General features: G+C 75.3%; 16 protein-coding genes. 3 read left to right on the top strand and 13 right to left on the bottom strand.

The window, feature by feature from the left end; translation table 11 throughout:
* Window positions 1–510: 510 nt before the first annotated feature.
* Both ybiA and IMZ35_RS11270 read right to left on the bottom strand, forming a co-directional pair.
* Window positions 511–1,074, bottom strand: a complete 564-nt coding sequence (ybiA, locus tag IMZ35_RS11275; protein WP_199440908.1) for a riboflavin biosynthesis intermediates N-glycosidase — start codon at window positions 1,072–1,074, stop codon at window positions 511–513.
* Between the two features lie 65 nt (window positions 1,075–1,139).
* Entirely contained in the window at window positions 1,140–1,538 is a 399-nt protein-coding gene (locus IMZ35_RS11270) for a VOC family protein (protein WP_199440907.1), read from the bottom strand.
* A 94-nt stretch (window positions 1,539–1,632) separates the two neighbouring features.
* Between IMZ35_RS11270 and IMZ35_RS11265 the strand changes: the two genes are divergently transcribed.
* On the top strand, window positions 1,633–2,628 hold the full coding sequence (locus tag IMZ35_RS11265) for a helix-turn-helix transcriptional regulator (RefSeq protein ID WP_199440906.1): 996 nt from the start codon (window positions 1,633–1,635) through the stop codon (window positions 2,626–2,628).
* Between the two features lie 619 nt (window positions 2,629–3,247).
* On the opposite strand, the gene IMZ35_RS11260 is transcribed toward IMZ35_RS11265, so the two are convergent.
* Window positions 3,248–3,676 (bottom strand): NUDIX hydrolase, encoded by a 429-nt coding sequence (locus IMZ35_RS11260; RefSeq protein WP_199440905.1) that lies wholly within the window; start codon window positions 3,674–3,676, stop codon window positions 3,248–3,250.
* A gap of 182 nt (window positions 3,677–3,858) precedes the next feature.
* Here IMZ35_RS11260 and IMZ35_RS11255 point away from each other — a divergent pair, with 182 nt between their 5' ends.
* Together IMZ35_RS11255 and IMZ35_RS11250 are read left to right on the top strand one after the other, a co-directional pair.
* Window positions 3,859–4,809: a DNA polymerase domain-containing protein gene (locus IMZ35_RS11255; protein ID WP_199440904.1), complete on the top strand. Its 951-nt coding sequence runs from the start codon at window positions 3,859–3,861 to the stop codon at window positions 4,807–4,809.
* Between the two features lie 69 nt (window positions 4,810–4,878).
* Window positions 4,879–5,589: a PP2C family protein-serine/threonine phosphatase gene (locus IMZ35_RS11250; RefSeq protein WP_307867935.1), complete on the top strand. Its 711-nt coding sequence runs from the start codon at window positions 4,879–4,881 to the stop codon at window positions 5,587–5,589.
* A gap of 13 nt (window positions 5,590–5,602) precedes the next feature.
* On the opposite strand, the gene IMZ35_RS11245 is transcribed toward IMZ35_RS11250, so the two are convergent.
* The 10 genes from IMZ35_RS11245 to IMZ35_RS11200 form a co-directional block, all read right to left on the bottom strand.
* Window positions 5,603–5,905, bottom strand: a complete 303-nt coding sequence (locus tag IMZ35_RS11245) for an STAS domain-containing protein (RefSeq protein ID WP_199440902.1) — start codon at window positions 5,903–5,905, stop codon at window positions 5,603–5,605.
* The gene (locus IMZ35_RS11240; RefSeq protein ID WP_307867934.1) at window positions 5,902–10,014 is read right to left on the bottom strand and encodes a SpoIIE family protein phosphatase; all 4,113 of its coding nucleotides are present in this window, start codon (window positions 10,012–10,014) and stop codon (window positions 5,902–5,904) included. The genes IMZ35_RS11245 and IMZ35_RS11240 overlap by 4 nt, the downstream gene beginning before the upstream one ends.
* A gap of 102 nt (window positions 10,015–10,116) precedes the next feature.
* Window positions 10,117–10,470: an STAS domain-containing protein gene (locus IMZ35_RS11235; RefSeq protein ID WP_199440901.1), complete on the bottom strand. Its 354-nt coding sequence runs from the start codon at window positions 10,468–10,470 to the stop codon at window positions 10,117–10,119.
* Entirely contained in the window at window positions 10,467–11,645 is a 1,179-nt protein-coding gene (locus tag IMZ35_RS11230; protein WP_199440900.1) for a glycosyltransferase family 9 protein, read from the bottom strand. Before IMZ35_RS11230 ends, IMZ35_RS11235 begins: the two co-directional genes overlap by 4 nt.
* Complete coding sequence (locus IMZ35_RS11225; protein WP_307867933.1) at window positions 11,636–13,012, bottom strand: aldehyde dehydrogenase family protein; 1,377 nt, start codon at window positions 13,010–13,012, stop codon at window positions 11,636–11,638. Before IMZ35_RS11225 ends, IMZ35_RS11230 begins: the two co-directional genes overlap by 10 nt.
* Window positions 13,003–13,695 carry an SDR family oxidoreductase gene (locus tag IMZ35_RS11220; RefSeq protein WP_199440899.1) on the bottom strand — a complete coding sequence of 231 codons (693 nt, stop codon included), beginning with the start codon at window positions 13,693–13,695 and terminating at the stop codon, window positions 13,003–13,005. Before IMZ35_RS11220 ends, IMZ35_RS11225 begins: the two co-directional genes overlap by 10 nt.
* Window positions 13,696–13,708: 13 nt before the next feature.
* Window positions 13,709–15,061, bottom strand: coding sequence for a D-glycero-beta-D-manno-heptose 1-phosphate adenylyltransferase (gene rfaE2 / locus IMZ35_RS11215; RefSeq protein WP_199440898.1), 1,353 nt, complete (start codon window positions 15,059–15,061; stop codon window positions 13,709–13,711).
* Complete coding sequence (locus IMZ35_RS11210; protein ID WP_199440897.1) at window positions 15,058–15,681, bottom strand: D-sedoheptulose-7-phosphate isomerase; 624 nt, start codon at window positions 15,679–15,681, stop codon at window positions 15,058–15,060. Before IMZ35_RS11210 ends, rfaE2 begins: the two co-directional genes overlap by 4 nt.
* The gene (locus IMZ35_RS11205; protein WP_199440896.1) at window positions 15,678–16,904 is read right to left on the bottom strand and encodes a glycosyltransferase; all 1,227 of its coding nucleotides are present in this window, start codon (window positions 16,902–16,904) and stop codon (window positions 15,678–15,680) included. The genes IMZ35_RS11210 and IMZ35_RS11205 overlap by 4 nt, the downstream gene beginning before the upstream one ends.
* Complete coding sequence (locus tag IMZ35_RS11200; protein ID WP_199441036.1) at window positions 16,901–17,863, bottom strand: glycosyltransferase; 963 nt, start codon at window positions 17,861–17,863, stop codon at window positions 16,901–16,903. Before IMZ35_RS11200 ends, IMZ35_RS11205 begins: the two co-directional genes overlap by 4 nt.
* Window position 17,864: the final 1 nt, after the last annotated feature.

The following is a 17,864-nucleotide window of genomic DNA, read 5'->3' as shown; positions in this document are numbered from 1 at the left end:
ACCGTCCCCCGCCGACGAACCGTTCACCCCGGTGCCGTCCCGCTCACGCGGGGTCCCGATCGAGCACGCCAGGGCGGAGCGGAGGCCGACGCGGGTTCCTCCGACGGCGAGGTCGTCATCGCCGGGGCGACCGGTGTGCGACCGGGAGGACTGGACATCGGCGGCGCCGCTGCGGTCGACCTGGCGGCGCGCGGGTCGTGGTCGTGGACCGCACCGACGACACCCCCGCCGCCCGCGACGCGACCGAGGCGGGCGTCCTGGCGCTGTCCGCGTGCACCGCCGCGCAGCACGGCCGGAACGGTGCGCGAACCGGGCCAGCAGGACCAGGACGTGCCCGGCCTGCGGTACTGCGCGACGGTGTCCGCCGGGAGGCGGTCGGCGACCGACTCCAGCAGGGCGCGAGTCGGTGTTCAGCTCGACGAGGTCCACCGCGCTCCCAGCGGGACCGCCCTCAGCTGTTGAGGAGCTCGTCGAGGTGGCGCGGTTCGGCCGGTGCGACGCGCACGGTGCTCACGGTCGTGCCCGCAGCGCCGCGCGGACCTCGGCCAGGGCGAAGCCGAGCAGGTTGAGTCCCCGCCAGCGCTCCGGGTCTTCCGCCGCGGGGTCGTCTGCGGCCAGGCCGATGCCCCACACCGGATCGACCGGGCTGGCCTCGACCAGCACGCGGTCACCTGTGCCGAGCAGGAAGCCGCGCAGGTCGTCGTGCTGGCCGAACTTGGCCGTGTTGCCGGCCACCACGACGTCGAAGCGCGCCTGCTCCCAGGTGTCGTGGTCGAACCCCCGCACGGTGCGCCCCAGGCTCTTGGCGCGCTGCGGGTCGGGCGCCGCGAGGATCTCCCGCGCGGTGTCGTCGTCGCCGAACAGCACGGCCTTGCTCCACATCATGTGGTGCTCGGCGCTGGCGAAGCGCACCCCGTCGACGGTGAAGGGCACGGGCCACCACTGGCTCAGGCAACCCCGGCCGACGCCGCCGTCCGGCTCGGGCCGGTGCCCCCAGAAGAACAGGTAGTCCACCCGCTTCCCGTCGAGGAGGGCACGGGTCAGATCGGCGACGCTGCGCGGCTGCACGGGCACGACGACCAGTGTGGACGGGGAATCCTCCTCGGCGCACCGGATTTCCCCGTTTCAGCCGCCCGGTGTCAGCGGGCGAACTTCTCGACGGCGGCCGGGGTGACGGGGGTGAAGAAGTTGACGAGGTTGCCGTCGGGGTCGCGGAACAGCAGAGCGCGGTTGCCCCAGGGCATCGTGGTGGGTTCGGTGACGAACTCCTCCACGACACCGGTCAGGTTCCGGTGCACGCCGTCCACGTCGTCCACGAGGAACTCGACGACGACGCTGCGGTTGTCGGCCGGGTGGGCGGAGCCGGGCGCGAACAGCGGGACGGTGCGGGTGCTGGCGATCGCGAGGGTGGCCGCCGCGGTCCTGAGTTCGGCGAAGTCCTCGTTCGCCCAGTCCGCCCGCACCCCGGTGACGCGCTCGTAGAAGTCGACGAGGCGGGCGACGTCCTCGGTGATGACGCGGATCGAGACGAAGTTCATGAGCTGGGTCCTCCCGGTGGATCGGTGCTGGTGATCCCACGCTAGGACCGGTACCGGACAGAATCCGCCCGGTATCGCGGGCAGACTTCTCCCCGTGCCCCGCCCCACCGCTCGCGTGCTCACCCTGCTGGAGCTCCTCCAGGCGGGCGGTGTCCAGACCGTCGCCTCCCTCGCCGACCGGCTCGGCGTGGACGAACGCACGGTGCGGCGCTACGTCGACCACCTCCTCGACCTCGACGTGCCGGTCGAATCGGTGCGTGGCCGCTACGGCGGCTACCGGCTCGTCTCCGGCTACCGCACTCCCCCGATCATGCTGAGCGACGAGGAAGCGCTCGCCGTGCTGCTCGGCCTGATCGCGGGCCGGCGCGTCGGCCTGGCGACGGCCACGGGAATGGCGAGCGAGACCGCGGCGGCCAAGATCCGGCGAGTGCTGCCCGAACGGCTCGGCCGCAGGCTCGACACCGTGCTCGGCTCCCTGACCTTCACCACTCCGGCCGCTGAGCCGACCGCCCCGGAGAGCGCGGTCCTGCTCGTGCTCGCCGACGCCGTGAGCAACCACCGGCCGGTGTCGATCCGCTACACCGCCGCCGACGGCAGGCGCAGCGAACGCACGCTGCACCCGTACGGGCTCGTCGCCCACTCGGGCAGGTGGTACGTGACGGGAGCGGACCCCGCGATCGGCGAGGACCGGACGTTCCGGCTGGACCGCATCGCCGGTGCGAGTCCCCTGCCCGGCTCGTTCGAGCCGCCCGGCGAACTCGACCCGGCGCAGCGGGTCCTCACCGGACTCGCCACCGCTCCGCACCGGCACGAGGTGGCCCTGCGGGTTCGGGGGTCCGCCGAGCAGATCCGCACCCGGCTTCCCCCGAGCGTCGCGGTCGTGACGGAGGCCGGGGACTGGTCGCGCGTCGAACTGCGGGTGGAACGGCTCGACTGGCTGCCTGGCGTGCTCGCGTCGCTGGACCTGCCGTTCGTCGTGGAGCGACCGGACGAGCTCCGCGATCTCGTCCTGGCGCTCGCCGACCGGCTCGCGCGGTCGGCCCGGCTCACCCGACGTCCCGGCGCGGAGGCGTCCGGCCGTCGACGGTGATCGCGGCGCGGGCGGCGGCACTGCGCTGGAGCACCCCGCCGACGCCACCGGACCCGACACCCGCACCCCACCCGAACGCCAAGGTGACGCATTCGCCGACCTGCTCGACCTGGCGGCGCGGTGATCAGCGCCGCGCGGGCGCGGCAGATCGCCTGCACCGCCGGAATCATCCCCGCCGTGCTCGGCGGTGACAGCCGGGTCCTGACATCGGCCGGATGTCACGCCGACCCAGCCCCGCACCTGCGCGACCGCGGCTGCGCCTCCCCCCGGTGCGACCGGCCACCCCGCTGGACCGACGCCCACCGCGTCCGGCACTGGCACCACGGCGGCCCCACCACCATCGACAACCTCGTGTTGTCGTGCCGCCGCCACACGCTGATCCACCGCAGCGAGTGGGAGATCCGCACGACCGACCGCGTCGCCACCGCTCGCGGTCGGCCTCCGGTCCTCACGGTGCGTCGTGCGGACACGGCCCGTGGCCGATCGCGCCCGTCGCCGTGTCCACGACGAGGTCCGCGCGGATCACCCGACCAGCAGGAGCAGTGGCGCACCGGCCGTCGGCCGGGCCGAAGCGCTGGAACGTCCGCACTCCCGCATCGTCCCGGACGGGTGAACGCTCTCAGTCCCAGCCCAGCACGGCCAGCGGGCCGCTCGCGGCCAGGCCGCTGCACGGGTACTCCAGCAGGGGGCTCGGCAGGGCGGACAGCGGGAACCAGGCCACCTCCGAGCACTTGTCCGGCTCGCGGTTGGCCGGTTCGCCGCTCCAGCGCTCGCACGCGAAGAACAGGCCCAGGCGCGGTTCGTGGCCTGGGACGCGCGCGTGCGCGGTGTGCACGAGTCGCAGGTCGGCCGGGTCGATCCCCACGCCGACCTCCTCGAACGCCTCGCGCACGGCGGCGGTCAGCACCGACTCGCCGGCGTCGAGCTTGCCCGCCGGTGGCTGCCAGCCGCCGTCGAACTCGGGGGCCGGGTCGCGTCGCCGCAGGAGCAGCACCTCGTCGGCCCGCCGCAGCACCACGTGCACGTCCACCACGTGTCGCACGATCACCGCCAGCACCTCCGACGTCGGCGTCGGGCCCGAGGCGCTTCCCCACCCCGGGCCCGACGTGCGACCCGAAGATCGCACCCGCATACTCGCACAAACGTTCGAACACCTGTCAAGAGGTGACCCCGATCCGTGGCGGTGCCGTTGCTCTCGCTCCCCCGCCGCGCAGGGGGCAGGATGTGGCCATGAGCGCTGACGAGGTGCGGGACGGCGTGACGCTGACCAATCTCGACCAGCCCCTGTTCGACGGGGCGAACGCCACCAAGCGGGACCTGGTGGACTACCTGGACGCCGTCTCGGACCGGGTCCTGCCCGTCCTGCGCGACCGGCAGCTGTCGGTGATCCGGGTGCTGCGCGGGCGAGCGCCGTTCGTGCAGAAGAACGTTCCCGACCGCACGCCCCCGTGGGTGCGGACCGTGCGGGTGTGGGCGGAGACGTCCCGCCGCGAGGTGGCCTACGCGCTGTGCGACGACCGCCCCACGCTGCTCTGGTTCGCCAACCAGCGGGCGGTGGAGTACCACGTGCCGCTGCTGCGGGAGGACCGGCCCGGCCGTCCCACGGACCTCGTGCTCGACCTCGACCCGCCGGCCGACGACGCGTTCTCCGCGACCGTCCTCGCCGCCCGGCTGGTCCGCGAGGTCCTGGCGGAGGCCGGCATGGCCGGTGCGGTGAAGACCAGCGGCGCGAAGGGGCTGCACGTCGTCGTGCCGCTCGACGGCGAGGCGCCGACCGAGGACGTGGCCGCGGCCACCCGCGCGGTCGCCGCGCGCGCCGAGCGCCTCGACCCCGCACTGACCACGACCGCGTTCGTCCGCGACGACCGGGGCGGCCGGGTGTTCCTGGACTCGACCAGGGCGGGCGGGACGACCGTGGTCGCGGTCTACAGCCCGCGCCTGCGGCCGGGCACGCCGGTGTCGTTCCCGGTGGCCTGGGACGACCTCGACCGCGTCGCCCCCGCCGACTTCACCCTGCGCACGGCGGCGCGGCTGGTCGCGGAGCGCGACCCGTGGGCGGAGGCGCTGCCCGAGCCGCAGCGGCTGGACCGGGGGTTGGTGGAGGAGGGCCGCACGATCCCCGTGGCGCGCGTGCAGGCGATGCACGAGGGCAAGCGGCGGGCCCGCGCCCGGCGCGGCTGAGCGGCCTCCCGCGGCCGGGAAACGGGGGGCAACCCGCAGGGGTTCGCGGGCGTCTGATCACATGTGCTCGTGCTGAACTGCGCCGCCCGCAGCGATCGGGGTCTTGTCCGGGGTAACAACGAGGACTCGGTGTTCGCCGGGTCGAGACTGCTGGCGGTCGCCGACGGCATGGGGGGTCACGCGGCCGGTGAGGTCGCCAGCAGGGTCGTGATCAGCGCGCTGGCGCCGCTGGACCAGGAGTCCGGCGACGACCTGCTGGGCAGCCTGGACCGGGCCGTGCTCGACGGCAACCGGGAGATCTCGCGGCTCGTCGCGGCGGACCCCGACCTGGAGGGCATGGGCACGACGCTGACGGCCCTGCTGTTCGCCGACGACCGGATCGGCCTGGTCAACGTCGGCGACTCCCGCACCTACCTGCTGCGCGACGGCGTGCTGCACCGGCTCACCCACGACGACACGTTCGTGCAGTCGCTGGTGGACGCGGGCCGGATCACGCCGGAGGAGGCGCGCAGGCACCCCAAGCGGTCGATGGTGCTGCGCGTGCTGATGGGGCAGCACCCGGTGGAGACGACGACGAGCGAGCTGACCGCGCACCCCGGTGACCGCTACCTGCTGTGCTCGGACGGCCTGTCCGACGTGGTGGACGACGACGACCTCGCCGTGGCGCTGGGCAAGGGCGATCCGGGCGGGTGCGCGGACGGCCTGGTCGAACTGGCGCTGGAGCGCGGCGGACCCGACAACGTCACCGTGGTGGTGGCCGACGTGGTGGCCGGGTCCTGACCCGGCCCGCGGGTCAGCGCACGTCCACCAGGGCGGTCAGGCCCGACACCACCACGACGGACGACACGATGCGGTTGTCCTCCACCACCAGTTCCAGGCGCACCCGGCCCGCGTGGGCGAACAGCACGCGGATGCCCGCGCTGTCCAGGTACTCCGTCTTCGTCAGGTCCACCACGACGCGTTCGGCGTTGCTGGCCGCCGTCGCGAGGGCGTCGTGCAGCTCGGCGGCGTTGTGCAGGTCGACCTCGCCGACGACCACGACCAGCGGGCTCCCGGTGGGGTCGGCGGCGGGGCGAGAGGTGATCCGGGCGGTCATGCCGGGTACGCCCTCCTCATCCGCACGACGGTGCCGCCCTCACCGGGCAGCACCTCCACCTCGTCCATGAACGCCCTCATCATCTCGATCCCGCGACCGCGGTAGCCGGGGTCGTCTCCGGGGGGCTTCCAGATGCCCCTGTCGGCGACGGCCAGCTCCAGCGCGCCGTCCTCGGCGCTCGCGGTGACCAGCACGGGGTGGACCCGGCCGTCGGCGTAGCCGTGCTCGACGGCGTTGGCGCACGCCTCGCCCACCGCCAGCACGACCTCGTCGGAGACCTCCTCGGAGATCTCCGCGCCCGCCAGCCACTCGCGCAGGCGCGCTCGCATGGGCGCCAGCTGCGTGGCGACGCCGGGCATCTCCAGGCGCAGCGGCACGGGCGGGTGCCGGTAGACGACCAGCGCCACGTCGTCGTCGTGGCCCCCGGCGGGCAGCAGCTCGGCCAGCAGCCGGTCGGCCAGCTGCGACGGCCTCAGGTCCACACCGGACGCCACGACGTCGCGCGTCGCGTCCACCCCGTCGTCCAGGGGCACGCCGCGCCGCTCCACGAGGCCATCGGTGTAGAGCAGCAGCACCGAGCCGATCTTCAGCTCGGCGGTCTCCTCGCCGCGCACGGTCGTGGCGTCGACGCCCAGCGGCAGGGACCGCGCGCCCTCCAGCAGCTCGCCACCGCCCCCCGCGTGGCCGAGCACGGCGGGCGGGTGCCCCGCGCTGCTGTAGCGCAGCACGCCGCCCGAGGGTTCGATCACGGCGCAGAACACGGTGGTGCACATGGCTCCGGGGATCTGCTCGGCGAACGCGTCGAGGTCCTGGAGCACCTGCGCCGGTCCGCCGCCGCGCAGCATGAGCGCGCGGCAGGAGCTGCGCAGCTGGCCCATGACGGCCGCCGCCGCGAGACCGTGGCCCACGCAGTCGCCGACGACGACGCCGATGCGGCCACCGGGCAGCGGGACGACGTCGTACCAGTCGCCGCCGACCTCCAGCGGTTGCACGGCGGGCTCGTAGCGGACGGCGAACCCCGGCGGCAGCTCGGTCGGGCCCAGCATCGCGTGCTGGAGGGTCAGCGCGACGGTGCGCGCCTGGTCGTAGCTGCGGGCGCGCAGGAGCGCCTGCGCGAGGTGGCTCGCGAGCAGCGCGAACAGCGAGCGGTCCTCGGCGGACACCGAGTGCGACGGGGGGAAGCCCAGCCACACGGCCGCGTCCCCGTCGAGCGGGGCGGCCAGTCCGAGCACGCCCTCCCCGCCGGGCCCCGGCGTCGCGTTGACCGACGCGACGGGGTGCCGCCGCGCGTCGTCCAGCGCGGCGGCGATCATCGGCGGCAGGTCGGCGAACCCGCCGGAGGGGGCGCCGACGATCACGCCGTCGTCGGCGTCGGAGGGCCACACCGCGGCCACGGCGCTGGACGCCCCGAGGACGGGACGCAGTCCGGCGATCCCGGCGTCGAGGACCTCGGTGACGTCGGTGGCGGCGGCGAGCGCGACGGCGAAGCCGTGCAGGGCCGACTGGCGCAGCGCCGCCGACCGCTCCGCCGTCACGTCGCGGAGGGTGCCCACGAAGATCCGGCCGCCGTCGCCCTCGATGGAGTTGGAGCTCAGCGCCACCCAGAGGACGTGGCCGTCGCGGTGGCACAGCGGGATGACGAAGTCGCCGCAGCCGTCCTCCGCCAGCCGGTTCATGGCCTCGTCCTGCGACGAGCGCAGGTCGGGCCGGGTCTCCGGGTCCGCCAGCCACGGGTACGGGGCCAGGTGGGGCAGGCTCTCGGGTCCGTAGCCGGTGATGCTCGCCCACGCGCTGTTGATCTCGACGATCGCCCCGGTGTGGTCGGCGACGAAGAAGCCCTCCTGCAGGGAGTCGACGAGCGCGCGGCGGAACTCGGCCTCACCGCGGCGCAGGCGGGACAGCTCGACGTTCGCGCGGACGCGGGCGATCAGCTCGTGGGTGGAGAACGGCTTGGGCAGGTAGTCGTCGGCGCCCGCGTCGAGCCCCACGACGGCGGCGTCCTCGCCCGCGCGGGCGGACAGGAACACCACGGGGATCGCGGCGGTGGTCGGGTCGCGGCGCAGCGCGTGCAGCAGGCCCAGGCCGTCCAGCTCGGGCATCATCACGTCGCTGAGCACCAGGTCCGGCCGGTGTTCGCGGGCCGCGGCCAGGCCGGCCCTGCCGTCTCCGGCGAGCAGCACCCGGTAGTGCGGGCGCAGCAGGCGGGTCAGCAGCCCGCGCATGTCGACGTTGTCCTCGACGACCAGCACCACGGCCCTGGCCGGATCGGCGTCGTCGTCCTCGGCTGGCGCCTCCGGTTCGTCGGCGGCGCTCCAGCGCAGCGCCTCCTCCAGGTAGGCGCCGGCCAGCGGGCTGCGCGCATCCGCGGTGGTGTCCTCGGGGGCGTCCCGCGCCGCGGTGGAGTCCAGCGGCACGCGCACGGTGAACGTCGCGCCCGCGCCCTCGGCGGACGTCGCGGAGACGGTGCCGCCGTGCAGCGCGACCAGCTCGCGCACCAGGGCGAGGCCGATGCCGGCGCCCTCGTGCGAGCGGCCCCGCGTGCTGCGCACCCGGTGGAAGCGCTGGAACAGCAGCGGCAGCTCGTCGGCGGGCACGCCCACGCCCGTGTCGGCCACGCGCAGCACGGCGTGGTCGCCGTCCTGCGCCAGCGACACGCGCACGCCGCCCCTCGGGGTGTACTTCACCGCGTTGGACAGCAGGTTGAGCAGGATCTTCTCCCACATGTCCACGTCGACCACGGCCGGTCGGGACAGCTCCGACCAGTCGACCTCCAGGCCCAGCCCGGCCCGCAGCACGGCGGGGGCGAAGGACTCGGTGATCTCGCGGGTCAGCTCGGCGAGGTCGATGACGCTGAACCGGGGTTGCAGCCCGCCCGCCTCGATCCGGGCGAAGTCGAGCAGCTCGTCCACGAGCCTGCGCAGCAGCCGCGCGTTGCGCTGGATCAGCTCCAGCCGCTGGCGCTGCGCCGGGAGCAGCGGCGCGGCGGTGTCGGCCAGCGCGTCGGCGGCCGGACCGGCGATGAGGGTGAGCGGGGTGCGCAGCTCGTGGCTGACGTTGGCGAAGAAGTCGCTCTTGGCTCGGTCCAGCTCGGCCAGCGCGGCCGACCGCTCCCGCTCGGCCACGTAGGCGAGGGCGTCGGTGAGGGCCGTGGAGACCTGGCCGCTGACGAGGTCGAAGAAGCCCAGGTAGTCCTCGTTGACCGCGCGGTAGGGGCTGATGGCCAGCACCAGCACCCCCAGCACCCCGGTGTGTCCGCTGGCCGTCAGGGGCAGCACCATCGCCTGGTCGGGAACGGCGGACCCGAGGGCGCCGTCCGCCTCGAAGCCCGCCGCCACGTGCTCGCGCAGCCCGCTGATCAGGCGCGGGCTCCGGGTGGTGGCGACCTCCCTCAGCGCGGGGTCGACGAGGGCGCGCGGGAGCACGGCCGACGCGGCGTCCTCGTCCGCGGCGATGCCGTAGGACGCCACGAGCGCGGCGTCGTCGCCGTCGTCGTCGAACAGGTGGGCGAGCGCGAACGGCACGTCGGTGCGGTGCCCGGCCAGCACGTCCAGCACGGCGCGGCACGCCTCGGCGGCCGAGCCGACCTCGGTGGTGGACACCGCGCCCAGCTCGCGCACGGTGCGCAGCCGCCGCTCCGACAGCACCCGGCGGGTCGTGTCGCTGGTGGCGACGAAGATGCCCTGCACGGCGCCGTCGTCGTCGAGGATCGGGCTGTAGGAGAACGTCCAGTACGTCTCCTCCAGGTAGCCGTGGCGGTTGATGAAGAGGAGCTGGTTCTCCGAGTAGGTGGCCTCACCGCCCGCGAGCACGCCGTCGGCCATCGGTCCCAGCTCGTGCCACGCCTCGGCCCAGCACTCCGCGGCGGGCTGGCCGAGCGACGCGGGGTGCTTGTCACCGAGGAAGGGCTGGTAGGCGTCGTTGTAGAGCTGCACCAGGGTCGGCCCCCACCACAGCAGCATGGGGATTCTGGACGGCAGGCACGTGCTGATCGCCGTCCGGAGTCCGCGCGGCCACTGCTCGATCGGCCCGATCGGCGTGGACGCCCAGTCCTTCCCGGCGATCGCCGAACCCATCTCGCCCAGGGATGTCAACGACAGTTTCCCCGGCACCCGCGCCTCCTCGCTGTTCACACGCGACCGCGGGGCCGGCCCGACCCCGGCGCGATCAGCGTGAGGCTTCCCCGCGGAGCCCGGCACCAACCGGGCTCCGGATCAGTCGGCCTCCAGGGCCTCCGGTACCGAACCGTGTACCGAGAGCACATTGTGCAGCAGGGTCGCCGACAGCACGACGAGCACCGCCGGAGTCGTGGCCACCACCCGCAGCGCACCACCTCGCGCCCGCGCCTCGTTGTGCACCTTGACGAGCACCGCCAACCCGGCCGAGCCGAGGAACGTCACCGCTCCGAGATCGGCCACCACCACGTCGAACTTCGCGATCGCCCTGGTCAGCGCCTCGGCCAGCCGGTCGGCGCTCGTCGCGTCCACCTCTCCCGCGACTCGCACGACCTCCCGCTCGGCGCGCAGGGTGAGCGGTTGCCCGCCCGCACCGTATGCACTGCCCTTCACGTCCACCCCTTCTCAACCCACGTCCGCAGGGACGTTCCCCGTCCGGCGAGTCGTGAAACCCCTGCCGCCTCCAGCAGCGCGGACGCCGCGTCGGCGACCTCCGCCGCGGGCACGTCCAGGCACTCCAGGGAGAACGGGCAGCGGAACTGGCGGCACGGCGAGCAGGGCACGCGACGTTGCAGGGAGGTGTGCGGCACGTGCCGCGGGGGCATGTCGGTGAGCCGCTCGGTGCCGGCCCAGGTGACGACGACGGGGGTGCCCGCGGCGTCGGCGAGGTGCAGGGGTCCGGAGTTGTTGCAGATCACGAGATCGGCGCGGTCGACGACGGCGGCCAGCGCGGGCACGTCGACGTCCCCGAGGGGACGCACGCCGGGGCGGGCCGCGGCGTCCACGACGGACCGGACGAGGTCGGTCTCGCGCGGAGACCCGGTGACGAGCACGGGCCGTCCCGGCACGGCGATCGAGCGGGCCGCCTCGGCGAAGCGCAGCGGGTCGTAGCGGCGCGACGAGCAGGACGCGCCGGGGGCGAGCAGGACGAACGGGTCCGCCTCCCCTACCCCGGCGGCGGCGAGCACGTCGGCGGCGGCGCGGCGCGCGTCCGGCGGCACGCGCAGCTCCAGCTCGGTGCCGGCCGACGGCACGCCGAGCGCGGCCAGCAGGTGCAGGCAGCGGTCGACCTGGTGGGCGGTCTCCGGCGGCGGGCTGACCCAGTGGGTGGCCACGGCCCCGCCGAACTCGGTGGACTGCACGGCCCGCACGCCGATCCCGGCGAGCATCCCGGCGTGCGCGGCGGGCCACGGCGACTGGCCGTGCGAGGTGAACACCAGCATCACGTCCGGGGCCTCCCGCACGAGCAGGTCCACCAGCGCCCGTTCCCCGGCCACGTCGGTGCGCCCCGATCCGGAGGCGTCCTGCCAGGACGGCGACACCGCGCGGACGCGGTGCAGGCGCGGCAGCAGCGGGGCGAGCGCCGCCCCGGCCGGTGAGGCGAGCAGCACCAGCTCCGCCCGCGGGGCGGCACGGGCCAGCGCCCGCACCGCCGGGGTCAGCATCACCACGTCCCCGAGGTTGTCCGGCCGGACGAGCAGCACACGCCGCACCGCGCCCCAGTCGATCGGCGCACCCCGGTCGGCGGCCGGGTGCGGGAACGCCGGGCCCACGAAGATCAGGGACACGGCGGCTCCCAGTGCACCACCTTGGTCGTGGTCATCTCGTCCAGCAGCTCGGGGCCGTAGCCGTACCCGGAGCCGCTGGCCCGCCGGGGCTGGGCCGCGCCGCCGGGGGCGCCGCCGAACACCGCGTTGATCTTGACGGTGCCGACCGGCAGAGCGCGCCACGCCTCCTGGGCGTGCGCGGTGGAGTCGGTGAGCACCGTGGCGGCGAGTCCGTACTCGTCGGCGCACGCCTCGGCGAGTCCCGCGGCGAAGTCCGGCACGACCCGGATCGGCGCGACGGGGCCGAACGTCTCCTCGCGCAGCACCAGCATGGTGGGCGTGCAGCCGGCGAGCACGGTGGCCGGGTAGTGCGAGCCGGGCCCGTCCGGGACGGCTCCGCCGGTGAGCACGCGCGCGCCGTGGTCGACCGCGTCGGCGACGTGGGAGTGCACGTGCTCGCGGTGACGCCGGTCCACCAGCGGCTGGGACCAGCGCCCCGCCAGCTCCACCAGGGCGCGGGTGACGTCCTCGGCGACGGCGCGGTGCACGTAGATCCGCTCGACCGAGGTGCAGATCTGCCCGGCGTTGGCGAACGCGCCGAGCGCGGCCTGCTCCGCGGCCCACAGCGGGTCCACTCCGGCGTCGACGATCAGCGCGTCGTTGCCGCCGTTCTCCAGCAGCACCTTCGCGCCGGTGGCGGCGGCGCGGGCGGCGACGGCGCGACCGGCGGCGGTGCTGCCGACGTGCGCCACGAGGTCCACGTCGCCGCTGGCGCACAGCGCCTCCCCGACGGGGGCGTCCCCGACGAGGTGGCGCAGCACGTCGTCCGGGACGTGCGGCGCGAGCACCTCGTGCAGGAGCTGCCCGGTGCGCGGGCAGCGCTCGCTGGGCTTGTGCACGGCGGTGTTGCCGGTGACCAGGGCCGCGCCCAGGAGTCCGCAGGCGACGGCGACCGGGTCGTTCCACGGGCTGAGCACGACGACGACACCGCGCGGCTCGGGCACGGCGAAGTCCGTCGCGCCCCGGTCGCCCAGCAGGGTGCGCCCGCCGCGCAGCGGTCCCAGCTCGGCGTACTGGTCCAGTGTGGACGCTCCGGCGAGGACACCGCCGCGGGCGTCGTCCGCGGGTTTGCCCGTCTCGGCGCGGTTGACCTCGGCGAGGTCGTCGGCGCGTTCGCGCAGTGCGGTCGCCGCCGCGTGCAGCGCCGCGCCGCGCTCGGCGGCCGGGGTGCGCGCCCAGCCGGGGAACGCGCGGCGCGCGGCGACCAGGGCGTCCGCCACCTCCCGCTCGGTCGCCACCGGCAGCGAGCCGACCGGCGAGCCGTCGAAGGGGCTGCGGATCTCCAGGTGCCGCCGCCCGGTGGAGTTCAGGAGTTCGCCTACGGCCACGACGGCTCCTCCTCGTGGCACACGACGAGTTCGCGGATCTCGCAGCCGGGCGGTTGGCGCAGCGCGGTGAGGATCACCGAGGCCACGTCGTGCGGGGAGTTGAGCTTGCTGGTGTCCTGCGGGCGGTACTGCTCGGTGCGGTCGTCGAAGAAGCGGGTGTTCATGCCGCCGGGGATCACCAGGGTCACGCCGACCTGCCCGGCGGTCTCGGCGGCCAGCGCGCGGGTGAAGCCGACGACGCCGAACTTCGAGGCGCAGTAGGCGGTCGCGTCGCCGACCGCCTTGACGCCGAGGGTGGAGGCGATGGTGACGACGCGTCCCCGGCTCGTCTTCAGGTGCGGCAGCGCCGCGCGCACGACGGCGGCCGTGCCCAGCAGGTTGACCTGCACCACGCGTTCCCAGTCGGTGGCCGCGACGGTGTCCAGCGCGCCGCAGGAGTCGATGCCCGCCGCCGTGACGACGCCGTCGAGACCACCGGCGCGCTCGGCCACGTCGGCGACGGCCCGCTCGGCGGCACGGGTGTCGGACAGGTCGACCGCCTCGAAGTCCGAGACCGGAACCCGCGCGTCGGGAGCCGCCTTGTCCAGCACGGCGGCTCGGCCACCGGCCGCGTGCACGGCGTGCACGAGGGCGGCGCCGAGCCCGGAGGCTCCCCCGGTGATCAGAATCGTTCCGAGCTCCATGCTCCGGTTCCCTTCAGCTCGTCCGGTGCCGTGCGGTGACCAGCCGGGTCGTCGACCGGCCGGGGTGGTAGGGGACGACGACCGTGCGACCGCCCCAGCCGCGCACGACGGCGGCCTCCGGCAGCGCGTCCGCCGAGTAGTCGCCGCCCTTGACCCACACGTCGGGCCGCAGGCCGCGCAGGACCTCCTCCGGGGTGTCCTCGTCGAACACCACGACGGCGTCGACGCTGCTCAGCGCGGCCAGCACCTCGGCGCGCTCGCGCTGGCCGTTGAGGGGGCGCTCCTCGCCCTTGAGGCGGCGCACGGACGCGTCGGAGTTCAGGCACACCACCAGGCAGTCACCGAGCGAGCGGGCGGCGGCCAGGGTGCGGGCGTGCCCGGCGTGCAGCAGGTCGAAGCAGCCGCCGGTGGCGACGACGGTGCCACCGCGCGCCCTGGTGCGGGCCACGACGTCGAACGCGGAGGTGCCGCGCGGCTCCGCGGCGGCCGCCGGCCCGGCGCTGAAGCCGGAGGCGCCGCCGCGCTCCAGGAACTCCCCCGCCGCGGTGACGGCGGCGGTGACGGCCTCGTCGGCGGTGTCCCCGCGCATCAGCCGCACCGCGGCGGTGACGGCGAAGCGGTCGCCCGCGCCGCACGGGTCGAGCACCGTGACCGGCGGGGCGGGCACGGCGATCGGCGCACCGCCCTGGTGCAGCAGCGCGCCGCCGGCCCCGAGCGTCACGGCGACGGCGCGGGCCCGCCACGCGGTGCGCAACCGGGCGGCGACGTGCTCGACGGTCTGCTGATCGGTGTCCCGGACGCGGCACGCGGCCAGCGCCTCGGACAGGTTGGGCGTGACGAGCCGGGCGCACGGGACGGGGCGCGGGCCGCGCGGGTGCGGGTCCCACACGACCGGCACGTGCCGCGCGAGCGCGCCGAGCAGGTCGCGCAACCGCGGGTCGGCGGCCGTTCCCCGGCCGTAGTCGGCGACCAGCACGGCGTCCGCGGAGCGCACGGCGTCCAGCGCGTCCCCGGTGAGCACGGGCGGTTCGCCGCCACCGCTCCGGTCGATCCTGGCGATGGACCGGCCGGAGCTGCGCAGCCTCGTCTTCACCGTCGTGGGGGCGGCGCTGCGGCCGAACACCGCGGGCACGCCGTCGAGCGCCTCGCGCAGCCGGGCGCCGTCGGCGTCGTCGGCCAGCGGCGCCACCAGCACGACGTCCACCCCGTCGGCGGCGGCGAGCGCGGCGGCGAGCCCGGCTCCACCGGGCCGCACGTGCTCCCGGTCCACGTCGAGCACCGGCACCGGCGCGTCCGGGCACACCCGCTCGACGGTGCCCTCGACGTCGACGTCGAGCAGCGCGTCACCGACGACGACGAGCCTCACGACGCCCTCCGCGACGAGGACACCGGCCGCGCCTCGTCGTCCGAAGTGGACAGAGCGGCCTCGAACGCGGTGCACAGCAGGTGCACGGCGACGAGCTGCGCCTCCTGCACGTTGGTGCCGGCGCCAGGCAGGCACACGGCCTCGTGCACGGCGTCGGCGAGCGGGTTGGGCCCCGGCCCGGTGAAGGCCCACGAGGTGAGCCCGCACTCGTCGGCCGCCTGGGCCGCGCGCAGCAGGTTCCGGCTGTGCCCGCTGGTCGACAGCAGGACGAGCACGTCGCCCGGCCTGCCGTGCGCGGTCACCTGGCGGGCGAAGACCTCGTCGTAGCCGTAGTCGTTGCCGATGGCGGTGAGGCTGGAGGTCTCGGAGCACAGCGCCAGCGCGGAGAACGGCCTGCGGTCGTCGCGGAACCGGCCGACCAGCTCCGCCGTGAGGTGCTGCGCCTCCGCCGCCGACCCGCCGTTGCCCGCGGCCAGCAGCCGCCCACCGGCGCCCAGCCTCGTCGCGAGGACGGCGGCCCAGCGGTTCAGGGTCGCCGCCTGCGAGCGCAGACCGGTCAGCGTGTCGGCGAGCCCGTCGAGGTGCGCGTTCGTCACCGGGTCGCACGGGTGCCCGGTCATGGCGCTTCTCCTGCCCCCACTGGTTCGGGTAGACGCGCCGCGGCCACCCCGGCGCGCTGGTAGGCGTGTGCGGTGTCCCGCGCGATGCGGTCCCACGTGTAGCGGGCGCGGACCCGGTCGGCGCCCGCCGTGCCGAAGGCGTCGCGGAGGGCGGGGTCGTCCAGCAGCGTGCGCAGCGCCCCGGCGAGCGCGTCGGGGTCGCGCGGCGGCACGAGCAGACCGGTGACGCCGTCCACGACGGTGTCGGTGATGCCGCCCACCGCCGCCGCGACCACCGGGACGCCGCAGCTCATGGCCTCCAGCGGCACGATGCCGAACGGCTCGTACCAGGGCACGCACGCCACGACGTCGGCCGAGCGCAGCAGCGCGGGCACCTCGGCCCGCGACACGCGGCCGATCAGCCGGACCCGGTCCTGCACACCGGCGTCGCGGGCGGCGGCCAGCAGCCTGCGCGCCTCGGGATCGTCCGCGAGGGACGGTTCGGACAGCCCGCCCGCGACGATCAGCTCGGTGTCGGTCAGCCGCTTCATCGCGGCCACCACCGTGGCGAAACCCTTGCGCGGCACCAGTCTTCCGACGGTGACGACGCGGCGCAGCGCACCCCTCGGCGCGGCCGGGCCGAGCGGGGTGAAGACCTCGGGGTCCACCCCGCACGGCACGACGGAGATCCGGGAGCGCGGCAGGCCCATCCGCGCCAGCTCGAACACCTCGTCCGAGCAGGTCGCGACGACGCGCGCGACCTCGCGGCCCAGGGCGCGCTCGATGGGGACGCGCTCCGGCGGACTGGTGTCGGCCGTGCCCTGGTGGCGGCGCTTCACCACGCCCAGCGCGTGGTAGGTGTGCACCACCGGCACGCCCAGCTCGCGGGCGGCCAGCACCGACGCGAGCCCGGACATCCAGAAGTGCGAGTGCACGACGTCCGGCCGCTTGACGGTCCAGTCGCGCAGCAGGAACCGGGCGAAGTCGCCCATGTGCGGCAGGAGGTCGTCCTTGGGCACCTGCTCGGCCGGCCCGGCCGGGACGTGCACCACCTCGTAGCCCTGCGGGGTCGTCGTCCGCTCCGGCGGGCCGGGGTCGTCGCGGCGCGTGTAGACCACGACCTCGAAGCCCGCGCGGGCCATCACCGCCGACAGCTCGGCCACGTGCAGGTTCTGCCCGCCCGCGTCCACTCCGCCGAGCGCCGCCAGGGGGCTGGCGTGCTCGGAGACCATCGCGATCCTCATGCGCTCACCTCCAGCAGGATGTCGTCCCAGCGGCGCAGGAACGCGTCCAGGCCGTACTCGGCCAGCGCGAACTCCCGCGCCCGCTCGCCCGTCTCCCGCGCTCGCGCGGGGTCGTGCACCAGGTCGCGCACCGCGCGCACGAGGTCGTCGATCCTGGTCGACACCGCACCGGCCTCCGGCGGCACCGCGACGGGCGCCTCGGTGGCGGCGAGCGCGACCACCGGCATCCCGACGTGCATCGCCTCGATCAGCGACAGGCCGAGGGAGGTCCAGCGCAGCGGGTGCAGGTAGAGCCGCCGCGCGGCCAGTTCCGCGTGCAGCCGGTCCGGGGGCAGGTCGCCGACCTCGGACAGGCGGTCCTCCGCCAGCCCCAGCCGGTCGCGCAACCCGTCCAGCCCCATGCCGTACACGTCGAGCGGAGCCTCGCGGGCGAAGTGCGGCAGCAGGTCGGTTCCGGTCACCCGCCAGCGCCGGACCGGTTCGTTGATCACGACCGCCGCGCGCGGGAGGTCTCCGGTGTAGAGGTGGCCGGGGTCGACGACGCCGTGCTCCACCACCGTCGTGCGGGTGCTCCCGCAGTCCCACATGAGCTGGTTGAAGTGCGTGACGTGCGCGAGCGTCACGTCCGGCCGGTCGGCCAGCGGGTGCCGCGTGGTGGGCACGTCGTTCTTCGGCGTGTTGTGCTCCACGTACACCACCGGCACGTCCCGGCCCGGCCGGCGGCCCAGCCAGCGGTGGGCCAGCTCCTCCTCCTCGGGGCGTTGCAGCACGACCACGTCGACGTGCCGGTCGGTCAGCTCGCCGACCGGCACGTCGCGCGCCCGCTCCGGCCAGTCGCGACCGCTGCGCCCGCCGCCCCACGGCCCGCCCCCTGGCAGCACCGGGAGCAGGTACTCGTGGCGTCCCCGCACGAACGACGTCGTCCAGGAGCCGTGCACGTGCCAGACCAGCACCCGCAGC

The organism is Umezawaea beigongshangensis, from assembly GCF_016464305.1.
Lineage (GTDB): Bacteria > Actinomycetota > Actinomycetes > Mycobacteriales > Pseudonocardiaceae > Umezawaea_A > Umezawaea_A beigongshangensis.
Note: the sequence above shows the minus strand (reverse complement) of the source record. Positions and strands in the feature narration are given on the sequence as shown.

Excerpts from the sequence above, each read along its gene's own strand:
- IMZ35_RS11245 (WP_199440902.1), bottom strand. The coding sequence starts at position 5,905 with ATGACCGCCCGGATCACCTCTCGCCCCGCCGCCGACCCCACCGGGAGC.
- IMZ35_RS11205 (WP_199440896.1), bottom strand. The coding sequence starts at position 16,904 with ATGAGGATCGCGATGGTCTCCGAGCACGCCAGCCCCCTGGCGGCGCTC.
- IMZ35_RS11255 (WP_199440904.1), top strand. The coding sequence starts at position 3,859 with ATGAGCGCTGACGAGGTGCGGGACGGCGTGACGCTGACCAATCTCGAC.
- IMZ35_RS11220 (WP_199440899.1), bottom strand. The coding sequence starts at position 13,695 with ATGGAGCTCGGAACGATTCTGATCACCGGGGGAGCCTCCGGGCTCGGC.
- IMZ35_RS11270 (WP_199440907.1), bottom strand. The coding sequence starts at position 1,538 with ATGAACTTCGTCTCGATCCGCGTCATCACCGAGGACGTCGCCCGCCTC.
- IMZ35_RS11210 (WP_199440897.1), bottom strand. The coding sequence starts at position 15,681 with ATGACCGGGCACCCGTGCGACCCGGTGACGAACGCGCACCTCGACGGG.